The organism is Pseudoalteromonas sp. XMcav1-K (assembly GCF_044005875.1).
Classification (GTDB): Bacteria; Pseudomonadota; Gammaproteobacteria; order Enterobacterales; family Alteromonadaceae; genus Pseudoalteromonas; species Pseudoalteromonas spongiae.
In genome coordinates, this window is sequence record NZ_JBIPJE010000042.1 from 48,369 (window position 1) to 64,957 (window position 16,589).

The window sequence follows — 16,589 nt, forward strand, 5'->3', positions numbered from 1 at the left end:
CTAAGTTCTTCCCTGAATAAAGTAAATATCTTTACGCGTAAAAAATCGCAGCCGGCATTATAAAAGATTAATTACGATTCAGGCAAATTTTTTTCTTTTATTTACAGGAAGATAAGATTTTGAGATCAGAGGCCTACTAAGTTCGGTATATGCACGCTTTTTTTGGCTTGTAAAAAGGTAGTACGTGCAATTTTTGCCCACTTGTAAATTAGAGTTTATGAAACACAAAATATATTTAATAGTATTACTCTGCGTAAATTTACACATTTGTAGCTGACAGCTAATTATTCACCACTTCCTTGTCAAAGCGCGCTTTTAAATACGTTTCATCTAAGGTGTTGTGCCACAGCTGTTTAGTTTGTCCTTTGTCTTTTGCAATTTCGCCAATGCGTCCTGGGTTATATTTCATCACACGCTCAGTTTGATAACTGGCAATTGGGTCTTGGTAGGCTTTTTCTGGCGAAATAACTTGCCATCCTTTTTCGCGAAAAGCATCGGCTAAATCGCCAACAAACAGGGCGGTAATATCCATTTCATGCAACAAAATAACGTGTTTTGGCGAGTGACCAAGGTATTTTATTGCCAATTCATCGTAGTATTGTGCACCTTGTACAATTACATCGATGTAAAACTCTTTTAGTTTATCAAAGTCGACTTCTTTGCCATTTTTTAGCGCATCTTGAAATAAGTTTTCAATGTACCAATCGTAGTTATTAAGTGTGATATATGCATTGCTGTAATCATTTTTAGCTAAATAAGCACGCACGCCGTCACGCTTTTGTTGGGTATCACCTTCTCGCAAGTAAGGGAAGCGAAACCAAGGTTTAAAGTTTGGGTAGTCTTTAATTTGATTATGAGCAGTTGTAATTTCCTGTAAATAATCTTCTAAGCTGGTTTTGTTGATATCAGGATGGGTGTGAGTGTGATTAGCAACAATATGCCCAGCATTGGCGTACGCCTTTAATCGCGCTTTGCCTTCTTCATTTAAATGGCGTGTGGTTGCAAAAAATGCCGCTTGTTTAATGCCGTGATCGTTTAGTTCTTTAATCAGTGTTTTCGCGCGCGTTGGCCCATCAAAGTAACCAGTTGCTTTTCGTGGCGCATCATCAAAGGTAAAGGCGATATGCTTTGCGCTTGTAGTGTTTGAAAACAACAAAGAAACAACAATAGATGTGATTAATAAAAAAGGCTTCATAAATAAAAAAGGTGACTAGTGTTATTTAGTCACCCTAACATTGGTATTTAATTTAAACAATGCAACTAACTGTTATTTATAACATTAGTTGTTATACAGTTTAGTTAAATACTGCTCGACACTGCTTTGCCAACTAAAGCGGCTGGCTTTAGCGGTGTGCACCAGAGTTTGCCACTGTGTGGTGTCGTTCATGTAACAGTTTAGCGCCTCGTTAAATACGCTTTGCAGCGAGTGCACTTGCTCACTAATGGTATTGCCCTCAAATACAAAACCATTTTCGCGGTGTTTGACCGTGTCTTTTAAACCGCCTACTCCATGCACAATACACGGCTGCCCTGCTTTTAAAGCAAGCATTTGGCTTATGCCACATGGCTCAAACGAGCTTGGCATTAAGAAAATATCGCCAAGAAGATATAGATCGTCCGACAAACTTTGCCCATAGCCATTTAAAAACAAAAAGTTACTATGCTTTGCCATAAGCTGCATTAACAAAAACTCGTAATGGCTGTCGCCACTGCCAAGCATAATAAAGCGGCCGCCTTTTTCGCTTAAGTGATTAAGCATTGTACTTAGTGCCACTTCACCATCAGCACGTTCAAGTAATAAACGCACTTTTTGCTCAGTTAACCTGCCAATACTCGAAACAATGGGGCCTTTAAACTGTGGACTATCTTGCCATAGTGAAATTTGCTCATTGGCAAGGTAATGCACGGTTTTTAATTGCTCAAAACGACTCATCCAGTTTCGAAGGCAAGTTTTACTACTGCGTAAAAAGCAATCGAGCGTGACCTTAGGCTCAGGCTCATTGCTGTATTCACACCCGTTTAAAATGCCTACCAGTTTGTCGCTATTGTCTGCAAGTACCTGTTCAAGCCCTTCGCCGCCATAAATGCCATTTTGATGGTCGCTGGCACTCAGCACCTCTTCGGCATAACTGTCTGATACAAAATGTACTTTATCAACCAAACTGATTGCTGCGCGCATTGGGTTATAACAAAATGGGTAACGCGGGTCGCATAATTGCTGGCCGTCGTAGCTTAAACTTGGAAACCACGCCTCTAAGCTTGAATCATCGCCGTTAAATGGTCGCGTACCTTGTAGCGCTAAATTATGTACTGTGTATACCAGCTTAGTATTGGTAAAGTCGCGATAGCGTGTATCAAACTTCAAAAGTACAGCTAAAGTTGCCGCATGCCAATCATGCAAATGAAAAATGTCTGCCGCTAAATGCCCTTGTAAAATACACTCGGCAATAACATTACAAAAAAGCGCAAACTTGGTGGCATCTTTGGCAAATGGGCGGTTATCTTCATCATGACAATAAACGCGGCTTTCTCCAGCTTGTTGAAAGAGCGGATGCACCACTACATACTGGGTTACTTTGTCGCTTGAGATTGCGTGCAATTTATAAAGGTAGGCAATGTGCTGCTGGTGAGCGAATGAAAAGCTCACTTCTGCGACACACTCACCGTTGTAATGGCTGTGGTAATAACCATAATCGGGGATCACCACATCCACATTAATATTATGCTCTGCAAGTGCCTTTGGCACGTCACGAATTACATCGGCGACACCGCCAACTTTCGCGCCCGAAATACAATCGTTTTCGGCCGCTAACATCAAAATTCGCATACAGTCCTCTTATGCAATCGCCGCTTGGCTTGAAGATTTATTCGTTTCGGCATCCGCTTCTTGCGACTTTTTTGCCAGTGCAGCAATCATATCGCGCGTCACAAGTACCACACCACCACTTGAAATTCTAAAGCCATTGGCTTCATCTTGTTTGTGATCAACGCCGATGCTTAACCCTTCAGGAATAACACAACTACGATCAATAATGGCTTTTTTAATGACACAGTTTCGGTTAATCACAACACCCGGTAACACAACGGTTTCTTCCACTGTGCAATACGAATGCACATGCACATTTGAAAAAAGCAGTGATTTGCGAATGGTTGAGCCTGATATAATACAACCACCCGACACTGTTGAATCCACCGCCATACCGCGACGCGTTTCATCATCAAAAATAAATTTAGCGGGCGGCAGTTGCTCTTGATAAGTCCAAATAGGCCAGTTTCTATCGTATAAATCAAGCGATGGCGTTGGCGATACTAGCTCCATATTGGCTTCCCAGAATGAATCTAGCGTACCTACATCACGCCAATAAGGCGTGCCACCTTGGCGCGTATCTCTAAATGGGTACGCATATACATTATGCTCTTCAATGATCGATGGAATAATATCGTGACCAAAATCGCGGCCAGAGCAGCTGTTTTGCGCGTCTTTTTTCAATTGTTCAAACAAAAACTCTGTATTAAACACATAGTTACCCATAGATGCTAAGCACTTAGTTGGGTCGTTCGGTAATGGCGCTGGGTTCGCTGGTTTTTCTTCAAAGCGCTGTACGCGTTTTTCATTGTTCACCGCCATCACACCAAAAGCGCCTGCCGCCTCTTCCACCGGCACTTCTAAACAACATACCGTCATGTCCGCGCCCGTTTCTACGTGCTTAGCAATCAACTCACCATAGTCCATACGATAAACATGGTCACCCGATAAGATCATTACGTATTTAGGTAAATCGTGACGAATAATGTCCATATTTTGATACACCGCATCGGCCGTGCCGCAGTACCAGTCATCACTATAACGTTGCGATGCGGGTAAAATCTCAACTGAATCACCTAGTTCCTTTTTAAAGTGACCCCACGCACGATTAACATGGCGAATTAAGCTATGCGATTTATACTGCGTAGCAATACCTACTTTGCGCACGCCCGAGTTAATGCAATTCGACAGCGGAAAATCAATGATGCGAAACTTACCGCCAAAATACACCGCAGGCTTTGCGCGCCAATCGGTTAATTCTTTTAAACGCGAGCCCCGGCCACCAGCTAAAATCAGTGCATAGGTGTCGCGGGTAAGGTTACTTATATAACGATTTGCGGAATTAGGCATTACGTTCTCCTTGTGCCTTGTTGAATTCGATTGCCTTAACTTGCCAAATATCTGAGTTGTATTGGCTTATGGTGCGGTCGCTCGAAAACATACCTGATGCGGCCGTATTTAAAATACTTTTTTGGGTCCAAGCACTTTGGTCTTGGTACAGTGCAGCTGCGGCTTCTTGCGCCTTAACGTAACTGTCAAAATCGTAAGCAGTGAGCCATTGGTCATGGTTATCACGGATTGAGTTGATCAGTGGCTGAAATAAGTCTGGGTCAAATAAGTTAAAATGACCACTTTCAATCAATGTAATCACACGTGATAAGTTTGGTGAATTTGCAATGATGTCATTGGGGTTATAATGCTCACGAATTTGCGCCAATTGCTCAGCTTTAGCGCCGAACAAAAAGAAGTTATCTAGGCCAACCGCTTCTGAAATTTCAATGTTTGCGCCATCTAAGGTGCCAATGGTGAGTGCACCATTCATCATAAACTTCATATTTCCCGTGCCCGACGCTTCTTTACCTGTAGTCGAAATTTGTTCGGAGAGGTCCGTTGCAGGGCAAATGGTTTCCATCGCCGTAACGTTATAATTAGGCAAAAATGCTACGCGCAAATAAGGTTTGGCAGCTGGGTCATTGTTTATGGCATCCGCCACATGATTGATTAAGCGAATAATCAGCTTCGCCATAAAATAACCGGGTGCCGCTTTACCACCAAATAACACACAGCGCGGTGTAAAGCCTTCTAGTTCCCCTTCGCGAATACGTTCATAAAGGTGAATAACATGCAAAATGTTAAGTAACTGGCGTTTGTACTCATGAATACGCTTAACTTGCACATCGAACAGCATGGTCGCATCAAACTCAACGCCAGTTTCACGCTTGACTAAATCCACCAGTGCTTGTTTGTTTTCAAGCTTCACTTTTTGCCATTTTTTATGCAGCGATTTATTATCAAATTTTGCTCGTAATGCATTAATTTTACTGAAATCGCTGACCCATTCGTCGCCAATTTGTTGGTTTATTAATTGCGCCAATTTAGGATTACAATGGGACAACCAACGCCGTGGTGTTACGCCATTGGTTTTGTTATTAAAGCGCTCAGGCCACAGCGCATAAAAGTCGCTAAATAAGCCGTTAGTGAGTAGCTCAGTATGAAGTGCAGCAACACCGTTTACTGAATACGAGCCGACAATGGCTAAATATGCCATGCGAACTTTGGGCTCTGGTCCTTCTTCAATTAGCGACATATCGCGCTGCTTTTGTGTATCGCCCGGCCAGCAGGTTGCTACTTGTTGTAAAAATCGGGCATTAATTTCATAAATAATTTCAAGTAAACGCGGTAGTAAACGCTCAAATAGCCTGACAGGCCATTTTTCTAGCGCTTCAGGCAATAAGGTATGATTGGTATACGCCATGGTACTTGAGGTAATTTGCCATGCTTTATCCCAATCGAGCTGATGATCATCAAGTAAAATACGCATCAGCTCAGCCACGGCAATACTTGGGTGCGTATCGTTTAGTTGAAAAACATGGTATTTCGGGAAGTTATGGAAATCTTCACCGTATTGTTTTACCCATTTAGCAATAATGTCTTGCAGTGTTGCGCTTGATAAAAAGTACTGCTGGCGTAAACGCAGCTCTTTACCGTTTTCACTGGCATCGTTCGGGTAAAGCACCATAGTGATTTGTTCAGCTTGGTTCTTTTTGGCAACCGCTTCTGGGTAACTGCCCGCATTAAACTCTCTTAAATCAAATTCTTCCGTTGCTTCACTTTTCCAAAGACGTAGTCGATTAACCACATCATTGCGATAACCTGGGATCGGCACATCATAGGGCACAGCTAACACATCTTGGGTATTTACCCAGTTGCGATGCTCGCGGCCATGTTTGTCTTTATACACTTCCACATGACCAAAGAATTTCACTCGTTGGCTTTGCTCTGGTGCGGCAATTTCCCACGGATGCCCTTCATGTAGCCAGTGATCGGGCTGTTCAACCTGACGCCCTTGCTCAAGTGATTGATTAAACATGCCATATTCATAGCGTAAGCCGTAGCCAACCACAGGCAGTTTTAGTGTGGCACAGCTATCTAAAAAGCACGCCGCTAAACGTCCTAAACCACCATTGCCAAGGCCTGCGTCATGTTCAGCCGCAGCAACTTGCTCAAGTTCACTGCCATATTGGGTCAGCGCCTCGGTTACTTCAGGTGCTAAATCTAAATTTAAAATCGCGTTATTTAGCGCACGGCCCATTAAAAACTCGAGCGATAAATATGCCACTTGTTTATGTGGCGCGCTATCGCGCTGTTGGTTGGTTTGGCGACACTTTGCCACCAACCTATCACGAATGGTAAGTGCTAACGCTTGATACAAATAACGCTGCGATTTATTGACCTGATCGCGTCCTAAGGTGTAATAAAAATGGCGATATAAGTCTTCGCTCAGATCTGAATTTTCAATAATGCTTGAAGGTAAAGGCGTTTTTTTATCGGCTAAATTTGATTGCTTGTTCACACTAAACTCCTTGCTTAGTTAAATTGAACGTTTGGGATGTATCTGTTGCATGCTGCTTATTGGCGGGCATTTTAATGTGGCTTGAAAGCACCCATGCGCTGTAGCTACTCAGGGTGAGCATTTGTCCTGGGCTTACGCATTCATCATCCCGTTCGTTAGAATGCGATGACAGTCGAATACGCCAACAATGATGCGCTTCTTGCTCCGGCAACTTAAACATTACGTTATTGCTGGATGCATTAAACAGCAGTAAAAGTGCTTTATCGTCTTGAATATCTTCCATTAAATAACCAAGGCAATGGCCGTCTGGGTTATGCCAATCACTGTCTTGCATTAGCGCACCGTGTTCGTTTAACCAAGTAACACTAAAGCGCGGGTCATCATCGTGAATAAAGTGGCTTTGGCGATACAAGGAAAATTCACTGCGTAGTTTTAGAGCGCGACTAATAAACTGGTACAGCGGATGCTGTTGCGGCTCATCTAACCCGTTAGCGTGCCAATCAATCCAGCTTATTTCGTTATCTTGGCAATAGGCGTTATTGTTGCCACCTTGCGAATGTGCCACTTCACTGCCGCCACACAGCATTGGCACACCGTTAGATAAACATAAGGTTAACAGCAGGTTTTTTTGCGCACGCAAACGCAATGCATTGATTTCACTGTTTTCGGTTTGCCCTTCAACGCCCCAATTGGTCGATAAATTATGATCGTGACCATCGCGGTTTTCTTCTTGATTGGCTAGATTATGTTTATTGGTATAGCTGACTAAGTCGGCCAAGGTGAAGCCATCGTGGGCGGTAATAAAGTTAATACTAGAGGTAACCGAACGTCCTTTTTTCTCAAACAAATGGCTTGAGCCGTGAAAGAAACGAGCAAACTCTGGCAGCATGCTGGTATCACCACGCCAAAAGCTGCGCACTGTGTCACGGTATTGGTCGTTCCACTCGCGCCACGGAGCAACATAATTACCGAGTTGATAGCCATCAATCGCTAAATCCCAAGGCTCTGCAATCAGTTTCACGCCTTTTAAAACGGGATCTTGCGCGAGGGTTTGAAAGAAAGTGTGATGTTTTTTAAAGCCATCTTGGTCACGGCCTAAAATACTGGCTAAATCAAAGCGAAAACCATCAACCCCATACACTTGCACCCAATAGCGCAAGCTATCCATTACCAGCTGTAAACTTTTAGGGTGTGAAATATTTAGCGTGTTACCACAACCAGTATCATTTACATAATAGGCAAAATTATTTTGCTGCAATCGATAGTAAGTTTGGTTATCAATGCCGCGAAGTGACAAGGTTGGCCCTTGCTCGTTACCCTCAGCGGTATGGTTAAAAACCACATCAATAATAACTTCAATACCCGCTTCGTGTAGTACCGATACCATTTGCTGGAACTCTCGTTCTTGCTTAGTATGGGCATAGGCTAAGTGCGGCGTAAAAAAGTTAAGGGTGTTGTAACCCCAATAGTTACTTAGGCCACGTTCAGGTAAAAACGCTTCACTAATAAAACTATGCACTGGTAACAACTCGATGGCTGTAATGCCTAAACTTTTTAGATGCCAAATAAAGTTGGGGTGAGCTAAACCCAAGTAAGTACCACGTAATTCCTCGGGAATAGAGGTATATTGTTTAGTGGCGCCTTTGGCATGGCATTCATAAATAACCGTTTTATGCCACGGAATATTCGGTTTAGTACCCGTGTAATAAGGCAGTGTTGATACTTTACATTTTGGCATATCCATTGCCGAATCAAGTTGCCAAAACACTTCATCTGCACTGTGCGCATTGCCCCAGCTAAACTCACCAAACAACGATTTTGCATAAGGGTCTAACAGTAGTTTGTTGGGATTAAAGTAACATCCTTTTTTCGGGTTGTATTTGCCGTAAACTCGGTAACCGTAGAGCTGATCTTGCCCCACGCCGCGAATAAAAATATGCCAAATATCTTGCTCATCGCGATAAAGTGGAATGCGCGCTATCTCGCTGTGGCCACTTTGATCGAACAAGCACAGCTCAACCTTAGTTGCGCGTTCAGAGAAAATAGCAAAGTTAGTGCCGTTTTCACTTGGTGTTGCACCCAGTGGCGAGGTGTTTCCTGGGCGAATTGCAAAACGGGCTGAGACCATTATTTTGCCACCAAATAATAGGTCGCAAGTGGTGCAAGCGTTAACGATATACTGTATTCGAAGCCATGATTATCTTCTTTGATTACGGGTAATTCGTTTTCAACTAATACGCCACTGCCACCAAATTGCGTGTCGTCGGTATTTAATACCAACTGATACCGTTTTGCTTTTGGTACACCTAATTTAAAGTTTTCATGCACCTCGGGCGTAAAATTGCATATCGCTATTACATTTGGTTCGCTGCTACTTTTACGAATAAAACTAAACACGCTTTGATCGGCGTTGCCGCCATCAATCCAGCGAAAGCCCTCGCCGCTATTATCTTTTTCGTATAGTGACGGAGTGGCTTTATAGGTTGTGTTTAACGCTTTTATAAGGTTAAAAATACCTTGATGTTTAGCCTCATTAAGTAAATGCCAGTCTAGGCTCTTATCATGATCCCACTCATCATATTGAGCAAATTCACCGCCCATAAACAGTAGTTTTTTACCGGGATGTGCCCACATAAAGCCATAAAATGCACGTAAGTTCGCAAACTTTTGCCAGTCATCGCCCGGCATTTTATTAATTAGTGAGCCTTTACCGTGCACCACTTCATCGTGCGATAGCGGCAGAATATAATTTTCGCTAAACGCATAGACTAATGAAAACGTCATCTCGTTATGGTGATGGCGGCGGTATATGGGATCTTTTTTCATATACTCTAGGCTGTCATTCATCCAGCCCATATTCCATTTAAAACCAAAACCTAAACCCGATTGGTCAGTGGGTTTGGTCACCCCCGGCCATGCAGTAGACTCTTCAGCAACCGTGACAATATTTGAATTTTCGCCGTAAACACTGGCATTAATTTGCTGCAGTAAACTAATGGCTCCGAGATTTTCACGGCCACCATAACAATTTGCTACCCACTGCCCTTCTTCGCGGCTGTAATCAAGGTAAAGCATCGATGCCACTGCATCGACACGAATACCATCTATACCAAATTCCGTCAGCCAATATGTGGCGTTTGACAGCAAAAAGCTGCGTACCTCAGCGCGGTCGTAATTATAAATATGGGTATTCCAATCAGGGTGGTAGCCTTGGCGTTTATCGGCATGTTCATATAAATGAGTGCCATCAAACATGGCTAAGCCGTGGGGATCATTTGGAAAATGCCCCGGCACCCAATCAATCAGTACGCCTAGCCCCGCGGCTTTTATTTGACGAATAAACTCGGCAAATTCATTGATATCGCCAAAACGACTGGTTGGCGCATAAAGGCCAACGGGTTGATAGCCCCACGAACCATCAAATGGAAATTCACTGATTGGCATTAACTGGATATGGGTAAAACCAAGATCTAATACATACGGGATCAATTGTTCGGCAAGTTGCTGGTAGCTCAAATAACCGTTACCTTGCTCAACATTGCGACGCCACGAACCTAAGTGCACTTCATAAATGCTGATTGCTTGATTGAATTTATTAATTGGCAAAATTGGCGCAGGAGCTTTTGGTAAGCTAGCTACCCGCGAGGCCGTATGGGGCGGCAACTGCATTTGCAGCGCAAATGGGTCGGCTTTTTCTATGCGCTGGTTGTGCTCGGTTAGCAGGCTGTATTTATAATTTTTATCGCTTAAATCTTCCCCAATAAAAATTTCCCACACCCCAGATGCAGGGTGAAAGCGCATTGGGTAGCAACTGGCATCCCAATGATTAAAATCACCAATCACAGAAACCGCTTTTGCATTGGGTGCCCACACGGTAAAACGTGTGCCTTTAACCCCTTGCTGCGTTATTAAATGCGCGCCAAAGTGGCGATATGCATGTGCCAACGTGCCTTGATTAAACAAATACATTGCTTCGCTATCAAGGCTCGATTCAAAACTATATGCATGGTAACGCTGCACCTGACAATCACCATAATCGATATCAAGTTTAATTGGCTCGGCGACTTTATTGTGACTTACTACCAACTGAAAAAGCGCGGTATCTTGAAACTTTTCCAAAGCTAATTGTTGATTTTCACTACAAATCGCGACTTTTTTAGCGCCTGGTATATAACAGCGAACTACCGCTAATTCATTATTAATAGTGTGTTTACCCAAAAAGCTAAACGCATCGATAAAATCGCCACGGTGCAGCGAATGTGCTTTTTCTAACGTGTTGTGTTCATTGAGCGAAGCAAAGTTAGCTACTGACATTATTTCTCCTAGCATTTAGCAACTGCCAAAATCGCTGTTGTTGCACGCTGGTGTGTTGCTCTTCATGGGACATTGGGCCAAAAATAGTAAGCAAATTGCGTGATAGGCGACGTCGCCAGTTAGGGTATTCTTGATCGGTTCCTGGAATATTGACTGCGAAGGTTTCGCCACTAAGATCATCCAGTTGTAAACATAAAAATTGCGAGTTTGATGCACTCAGTGTCGCAACAACTGCGGCATAAATAGCACTCGCATCATCTGAATTTGGTAATGTGTTTGCCGCTTTTAGCCATTCGCGCAAGGCTAATTTATCTTGCTCGCGCTGCGTTATATCATAGCCAAATTGTTCAGGGTTTGAGTACAGCGAAAACGATTTTCGTGTTTCGATATCACGCTGTTGCCACCACGCATAAAATGGCGCGACATCATGATTTGCTATCATCAACATTGCATGTTTGCGGTGCGCTTGTGGCGCGATAAACTGCCCGTTCTGATCTTTTTCAAAATAAAAAATATCGTTACCATAAACATGCGCCTTGTCTAAGCTTTGCTTAATCTGCTGTGGCACAACGCCTAAATCTTCACCAATGACTACACATTGATTTAGATGACTTTCTAAGCATAAAATCGCCAGTAACTCATTAAATGGGTAATACACATAACAGCCAGCTGGTTGCTCATCGACTGTGACACACCACCAAAGCCGCAATAACCCCATAACGTGATCAATACGCAGGCCACCGGCGGTCATATTGGCGCGAATTAAACTAATAAAGTGGGCAAAATTAGTTTCTTTTAGTTTCAACGGGTCGGGCACAGCCAATCCCCAATCTTGCCCTTCAAGGGCCCATGGATCAGGCGGCGCACCAATATTTGCATGTTCCACAAACAGCGCTTGATTACGCTTATACTCTTCGCCATCGCGGGTACAGCCTACGGCTAGATCTAAAATAAGCCCGATCGTCATGCCTTTGGTTTTGGCATAGCGCTGACAGTAATCCAGTTGCTCTTTGGCAACCCACTGCAAATAATATTCAAATTCAGAAAGCTGCCAGGTTTGATAGCGCTCAACAAACTCGCGGAACTCGTTCGCTCGTTGCGTTGCGTTTGCTAATTCCAATTCGCAGAAATTTAAATACATCACTTTAAAGCATTTAAATTTATGGGTGGTTGCTTGGCGATAATCGATGTGCGTTGCATTACTTTGATACTCACCATTTGGCAATGAGTAATCAACGCACAGCCTTGGGCTGATATAAAGTGGATTAATTTGGTTGCGGTCACTTGGGCTATAAGGGCTAGCCCGCTCTGGTTCAGTGACAAACAGTTTGTGCAGTGGATTAAGCAAAATATAATCCGCGCCTTTTTCACTACTGCGCTGAATAAGCTCTTTCAACGACGAAAAATCGCCAAAGCCACTTTCTCGTTTATCACGAAGGGTATAAAGCTGACACGAAATGCCCCACACCTTTTGCTGCTCAGTCAATGAGTAACAACTCACAGGAGCAACTGCCAGCGTGCCATTAAAAGCTTGCGATGTGGTTATGTTAGAGCGATAAATTAACTCAACCTGATAATAATTAGGCGTTAGTTTTGGCAACGTAATGCGGTACTGAGAATAGCGCACACCATCTAATACGTAATTGCCCTCTTCCATACTATCGTTAAGTGATACCGACAAGCGGCAGCACTCTTGTTGGTTGTCTGCAATTACTAATTCGAGTTGCTTTTCAGGCTCAAACGTTTGTGCACGTACTGTCAAAAACGCGTTTTCTGATGATGTAACTTGAAACTCGCTCAACACCTGCTGCCAAGGTAAACCATCCAATTGACGATTTTTATCGCGGACATACTCGTTATCGTGCACATGGTGACCACATGCCGTAAGAATGGCGCGCCTTACGTCATCGTCAATACGCTTTTGTTGGCCGTAATAGTCGACATAATCGAGTGCTACCCCTTGTAGATAGCACAATTGTTCTACTTCATTCACGCACGTTAAGCTCGTGTTGTAGAAACAACTGAATTATCAGTGCCGAACTCGTTTAGTAAATAGTGGTCTGCAGCATGGTCATTTTGCCATTCCTGCTCATTAATGAGGTATTTAAATTGGAAATCTTGTTCGATAGGTAAGCGAAGTTTGGTACGAAAAACCTGATCCTTTTTAACGTACTTCATACTAACAGGTTGCCAGTCGTTAAATTCGCCCGCCAACGACACATGGGTGTCAGCTTCTGCTGCAAATTCAAATGTTACTTCTGCTTCTTGCTTGGTCTTAAAAAATCGTTTAGTTAACATTGTTTTTTCCTTTCCATTTAACTAACACGCTTCAAACTGCCCAGCGTATAAACTGTGATTATCTAAACATAGGAATATTTACGCTTCGTGACAGTGCATAAAAAACTTTTTATGCACAAAATTGATGCAGACAATCTCAAATAAGACGAAATATTCGCTATATATCCTTTTAACGCAAAATATAAGCCAATTGAGTATAGAAGTTATTAATAAAGGTACAAGCGAATAAAACTAATGCGAATGTGAATTAATTTCATATATTAATAAACAGGTTAACTGTGAGTGACCATCGCTTCACAGTTAACAAATGGGTTAAAACAAATTCAAGCCAAACACCTCTTTTACATCAAGCAAAACTTGTTGCGTTTTAAGGTCGGCGTGTTCGCTGCCTTTACGTAAAATATCAATCAACTGCGCTTTATCGTTTAAATACATCGCGCGCTTTTCACGAATTGGGGCGATAAGCGTTTGCAGACAATCTTCTAAAATGTTTTTGGTTGTACCATCGCCTAAACCGCCTTGTTGATATTGCTGCTTTAGCTCGGCAACATAGGTGGTGTCTGGGTGAAACGCATCAAGGTAGGTGAAAACTACATTGCCCTCAACTTGCCCAGGGTCTTCTACTCGCAAGTGATTTGGGTCGGTGTACATCGACTTTACCGCAGCGCGAATGTCTTTTTCGCTTGCACCTAAATTAATGGTGTTGCCCATGGTTTTAGACATTTTGTTTTTCCCGTCGGTACTTGGTAAGCGCGGCGCATTACTTAATAATGCAAGGCATTCATTTAAAATCGGTTTGCCAGCAAGTGAATTGATTTTTCTTACAATCTCATTGGTTTGCTCAAGCATCGGCAGTTGATCATCACCCACCGGAATAAGCGTGGCGTTAAACGCGGTGATATCCGCAGCTTGTGAGATTGGGTAGGTTAAAAACCCCGCAGGTACACTGCGATTAAAGGCTTTACTTTGAATTTCACTTTTCACCGTTGGGTTGCGCTCTAAGCGCGAAATAGTAACTAAATTACTGTAAAACATGGTGAGTTCAGCAAGGGCTGGCAGTTTTGATTGCAAACAAATAGTGGTTTTAACAGGGTCGATGCCTACGGCTAAATAATCAGCCACCACATTTAGGATATTTTCGCTGACTTTTTTATGGGTGTGGGCATTATCGGTTAGGCCCTGCATATCGGCGACTAAAATGGTTTGCTCGTGAAGATGTTGCAGCTGGGTGCGCTGTTTTAGTGAGCCAACAAAATGCCCTAAATGCAGAGGGCCTGTGGCTCTGTCGCCGCTTAAAATTATTTCTTTTTGCTGTGATGTTGTCTGTTTCATTGTGTATCTCCAAGATAAAAAATAGCCACTGGAGATACAAAAAAGACACGTTGCTTAAGCTACCTACCAGCAGCTTAAGAATGTGAAAATCCTGCGCCGCTCTATTGTGAGCGCCACCAAGATGTGAATGATGTGATAGTCGAAATATGTAATGTATTTTTCATAACGCCAACACGTTAGCAAACCTCTACAAATTTCACAATCAAAGATTGAGATTAACTACCGAGATGTAAACCATAACTAACAAACCTTCAGATTCTATTTATACGGTAGCTAATGTAGTTTTTAGACAAAACAGAACAATTAAGGTGGGTTATGCGAAATAAATGAGTGATACAGATTTTGTGCTTCTGCAACGTTATTTTTCCTAACATCCATGTCGGGTAACAAGGAACGAACACAGCGATAAAAGTACGCTTGATCAGAATAAATTGAACGGCAACGATAAACAGATCCCTACAAACAACACCATTATCCAACCTATTTAATTCAATTAAGCTATCACAAAGCTAGTGCCTTCAACTTCTTTTGCCAGATAAACTGCTTGGTCTGCTTTCTTGATAAGCTTTTGCGGGATTAAGGTTACATGTTCTTCTTTTGAGGTCGAAACAGCACCTATTGAACATTTAATTTCAATTAACTGTTCATTTAGTTGCTGCGGCTGCGCTAAACACTGCACTAATTTTTGGCAAAACTGCGTCAGCTCAGATTCAGGAGTATCTGGCAGCAACAAGGCAAATTCGTCGCCGCCAAGCCGCGCTAACGTATCAGTTTCTCGGCTAACCGAAGACACAACTTTAACAAATCGCTTTAATAGCTCATCGCCTATATCGTGGCCGTAAGTATCATTAATCGGTTTAAAATCATCGAGATCAAAATACAATAAACTAACCGCTCGCTTATTGCGCTTTGCCATTTTAAGCGCTTGCTTGCAACGGTCTTGAAACAATAACCGATTTGCAGCGCCCGTTAGTGCATCATAATGGGCAAGCTTTGTTAGCTCCTGATTGAGCTTAAAGTCTTGAAAAACGGCTTTAATACTATGTTCAAGCAAACCAATAGTAGCTGCAGGTAATGGCAACAAATCGATAGTTAAATGATTGGCGTTTGGCACGCTAAAACCATTAAAGTCGCGCGTTACTACCAGCACAGGCAGTAACGTGTTTGCTTTATTCAAATAATTGTACAGCGCTCTGAATTTACGCTCGGTAACAATAATCAGCGACGGGCTATTTTTAACAATATCACTCGATTTATTGAGAATACATATACTATCAAACGACAGCGTTGTGAGCTTGAGCGTGCACTCTAACCAATGGGTTATTTCTTCTGACTCGGTAAAAATACCCACTTGACGGATTTTCGGATTATTCATAGAGACGCTAAAAACGATTTTTGTTTTTGCTCATTATTAAATAAAAACAAAACATTGCCTACGAAAAAATAAGATGAAAAAAATCTTCAGAATTTTGACTTTAAAACGCTTAACTTATAGTCAACAATAAAAATAAATTTTCAATATCAGATTTTTGATAAATAAAATTTATTGAAAATTCCAGCTTACAAATTAGTTGCGCACGTATGGGAATAACATAAGCGCATCTTGCACCAACTGCTTCTTATGACTTTTTGCAAGGTAAATAGCATAGATATCGCGGCTATATTCAGGTGCTCCCTCAACCGCATGTAATTTACCTTTGCGAATATGCTCAAAGCACATTTGTTTTGGTAAGTAGGCACAACCCGATGCCTCTAAAATAAAGTTTAGCGCGATGCGCGGTTGACTCATATGATGGCGAATAGCATTTAACTCGCTGTAATCACGTAAAATTTGACTGTTTACCGACTCACCATAATCAACCATAACCATATTCTCAATATTGTGTAATGTCATGTCACGATCAGTCGACACTAGTTGCAAAGGTACAGTTGCGACCTTCTCGTTCATTATGTCTTCGGTAAATGGTGGTTCGAATAAAAACGCGA

At 42.4% G+C, this 16,589-nt stretch carries 10 protein-coding genes and 1 pseudogene; all 11 read right to left on the reverse strand.

The window, feature by feature from the left end; genetic code table 11:
- Positions 1-280 precede the first annotated feature (280 nt).
- Complete coding sequence (locus ACHSBP_RS10230) at positions 281-1,195, reverse strand: polysaccharide deacetylase family protein (RefSeq protein WP_395388785.1); 915 nt, start codon at positions 1,193-1,195, stop codon at positions 281-283.
- Positions 1,196-1,279: 84 nt separating this feature from the next.
- Positions 1,280-2,827, reverse strand: a complete 1,548-nt coding sequence (locus tag ACHSBP_RS10235; RefSeq protein WP_395388786.1) for a glycogen synthase — start codon at positions 2,825-2,827, stop codon at positions 1,280-1,282.
- 9 nt (positions 2,828-2,836) lie between these two features.
- Positions 2,837-4,156, reverse strand: a complete 1,320-nt coding sequence (glgC, locus tag ACHSBP_RS10240) for a glucose-1-phosphate adenylyltransferase (RefSeq protein ID WP_395388787.1) — start codon at positions 4,154-4,156, stop codon at positions 2,837-2,839.
- Positions 4,149-6,659: a glycogen/starch/alpha-glucan phosphorylase gene (locus tag ACHSBP_RS10245; RefSeq protein ID WP_395388788.1), complete on the reverse strand. Its 2,511-nt coding sequence runs from the start codon at positions 6,657-6,659 to the stop codon at positions 4,149-4,151. Before ACHSBP_RS10245 ends, glgC begins: the two co-directional genes overlap by 8 nt.
- A 1-nt stretch (position 6,660) precedes the next feature.
- Positions 6,661-8,787, reverse strand: a complete 2,127-nt coding sequence (glgX, locus tag ACHSBP_RS10250) for a glycogen debranching protein GlgX (RefSeq protein WP_395388790.1) — start codon at positions 8,785-8,787, stop codon at positions 6,661-6,663.
- Positions 8,787-10,973 carry a 1,4-alpha-glucan branching protein GlgB gene (glgB, locus tag ACHSBP_RS10255; RefSeq protein WP_395388791.1) on the reverse strand — a complete coding sequence of 729 codons (2,187 nt, stop codon included), beginning with the start codon at positions 10,971-10,973 and terminating at the stop codon, positions 8,787-8,789. Before glgB ends, glgX begins: the two co-directional genes overlap by 1 nt.
- Positions 10,960-12,966 (reverse strand): 4-alpha-glucanotransferase, encoded by a 2,007-nt coding sequence (malQ, locus tag ACHSBP_RS10260; RefSeq protein WP_395388792.1) that lies wholly within the window; start codon positions 12,964-12,966, stop codon positions 10,960-10,962. The genes glgB and malQ overlap by 14 nt, the downstream gene beginning before the upstream one ends.
- Before the next feature lie 5 nt (positions 12,967-12,971).
- Positions 12,972-13,271, reverse strand: coding sequence for an isoamylase early set domain-containing protein (locus ACHSBP_RS10265; protein ID WP_010558178.1), 300 nt, complete (start codon positions 13,269-13,271; stop codon positions 12,972-12,974).
- Positions 13,272-13,583: 312 nt separating this feature from the next.
- Entirely contained in the window at positions 13,584-14,603 is a 1,020-nt protein-coding gene (gene trpS, locus ACHSBP_RS10270; RefSeq protein WP_395388794.1) for a tryptophan--tRNA ligase, read from the reverse strand.
- Positions 14,604-15,096: 493 nt separating this feature from the next.
- Positions 15,097-15,978, reverse strand: a complete 882-nt coding sequence (locus ACHSBP_RS10275) for a GGDEF domain-containing protein (protein ID WP_395388795.1) — start codon at positions 15,976-15,978, stop codon at positions 15,097-15,099.
- Between the two features lie 192 nt (positions 15,979-16,170).
- Positions 16,171-16,589, reverse strand: a pseudogene (locus ACHSBP_RS10280) (LysR family transcriptional regulator); the annotation flags it as partial.

Coding starts and splice junctions, on each gene's coding strand:
- ACHSBP_RS10230 (WP_395388785.1), bottom strand. CDS start 1,195: ATGAAGCCTTTTTTATTAATCACATCTATTGTTGTTTCTTTGTTGTTT.
- ACHSBP_RS10235 (WP_395388786.1), bottom strand. CDS start 2,827: ATGCGAATTTTGATGTTAGCGGCCGAAAACGATTGTATTTCGGGCGCG.
- glgC (WP_395388787.1), bottom strand. CDS start 4,156: ATGCCTAATTCCGCAAATCGTTATATAAGTAACCTTACCCGCGACACC.
- glgX (WP_395388790.1), bottom strand. CDS start 8,787: ATGGTCTCAGCCCGTTTTGCAATTCGCCCAGGAAACACCTCGCCACTG.
- glgB (WP_395388791.1), bottom strand. CDS start 10,973: ATGTCAGTAGCTAACTTTGCTTCGCTCAATGAACACAACACGTTAGAA.
- ACHSBP_RS10265 (WP_010558178.1), bottom strand. CDS start 13,271: ATGTTAACTAAACGATTTTTTAAGACCAAGCAAGAAGCAGAAGTAACA.
- trpS (WP_395388794.1), bottom strand. CDS start 14,603: ATGAAACAGACAACATCACAGCAAAAAGAAATAATTTTAAGCGGCGAC.
- ACHSBP_RS10275 (WP_395388795.1), bottom strand. CDS start 15,978: ATGAATAATCCGAAAATCCGTCAAGTGGGTATTTTTACCGAGTCAGAA.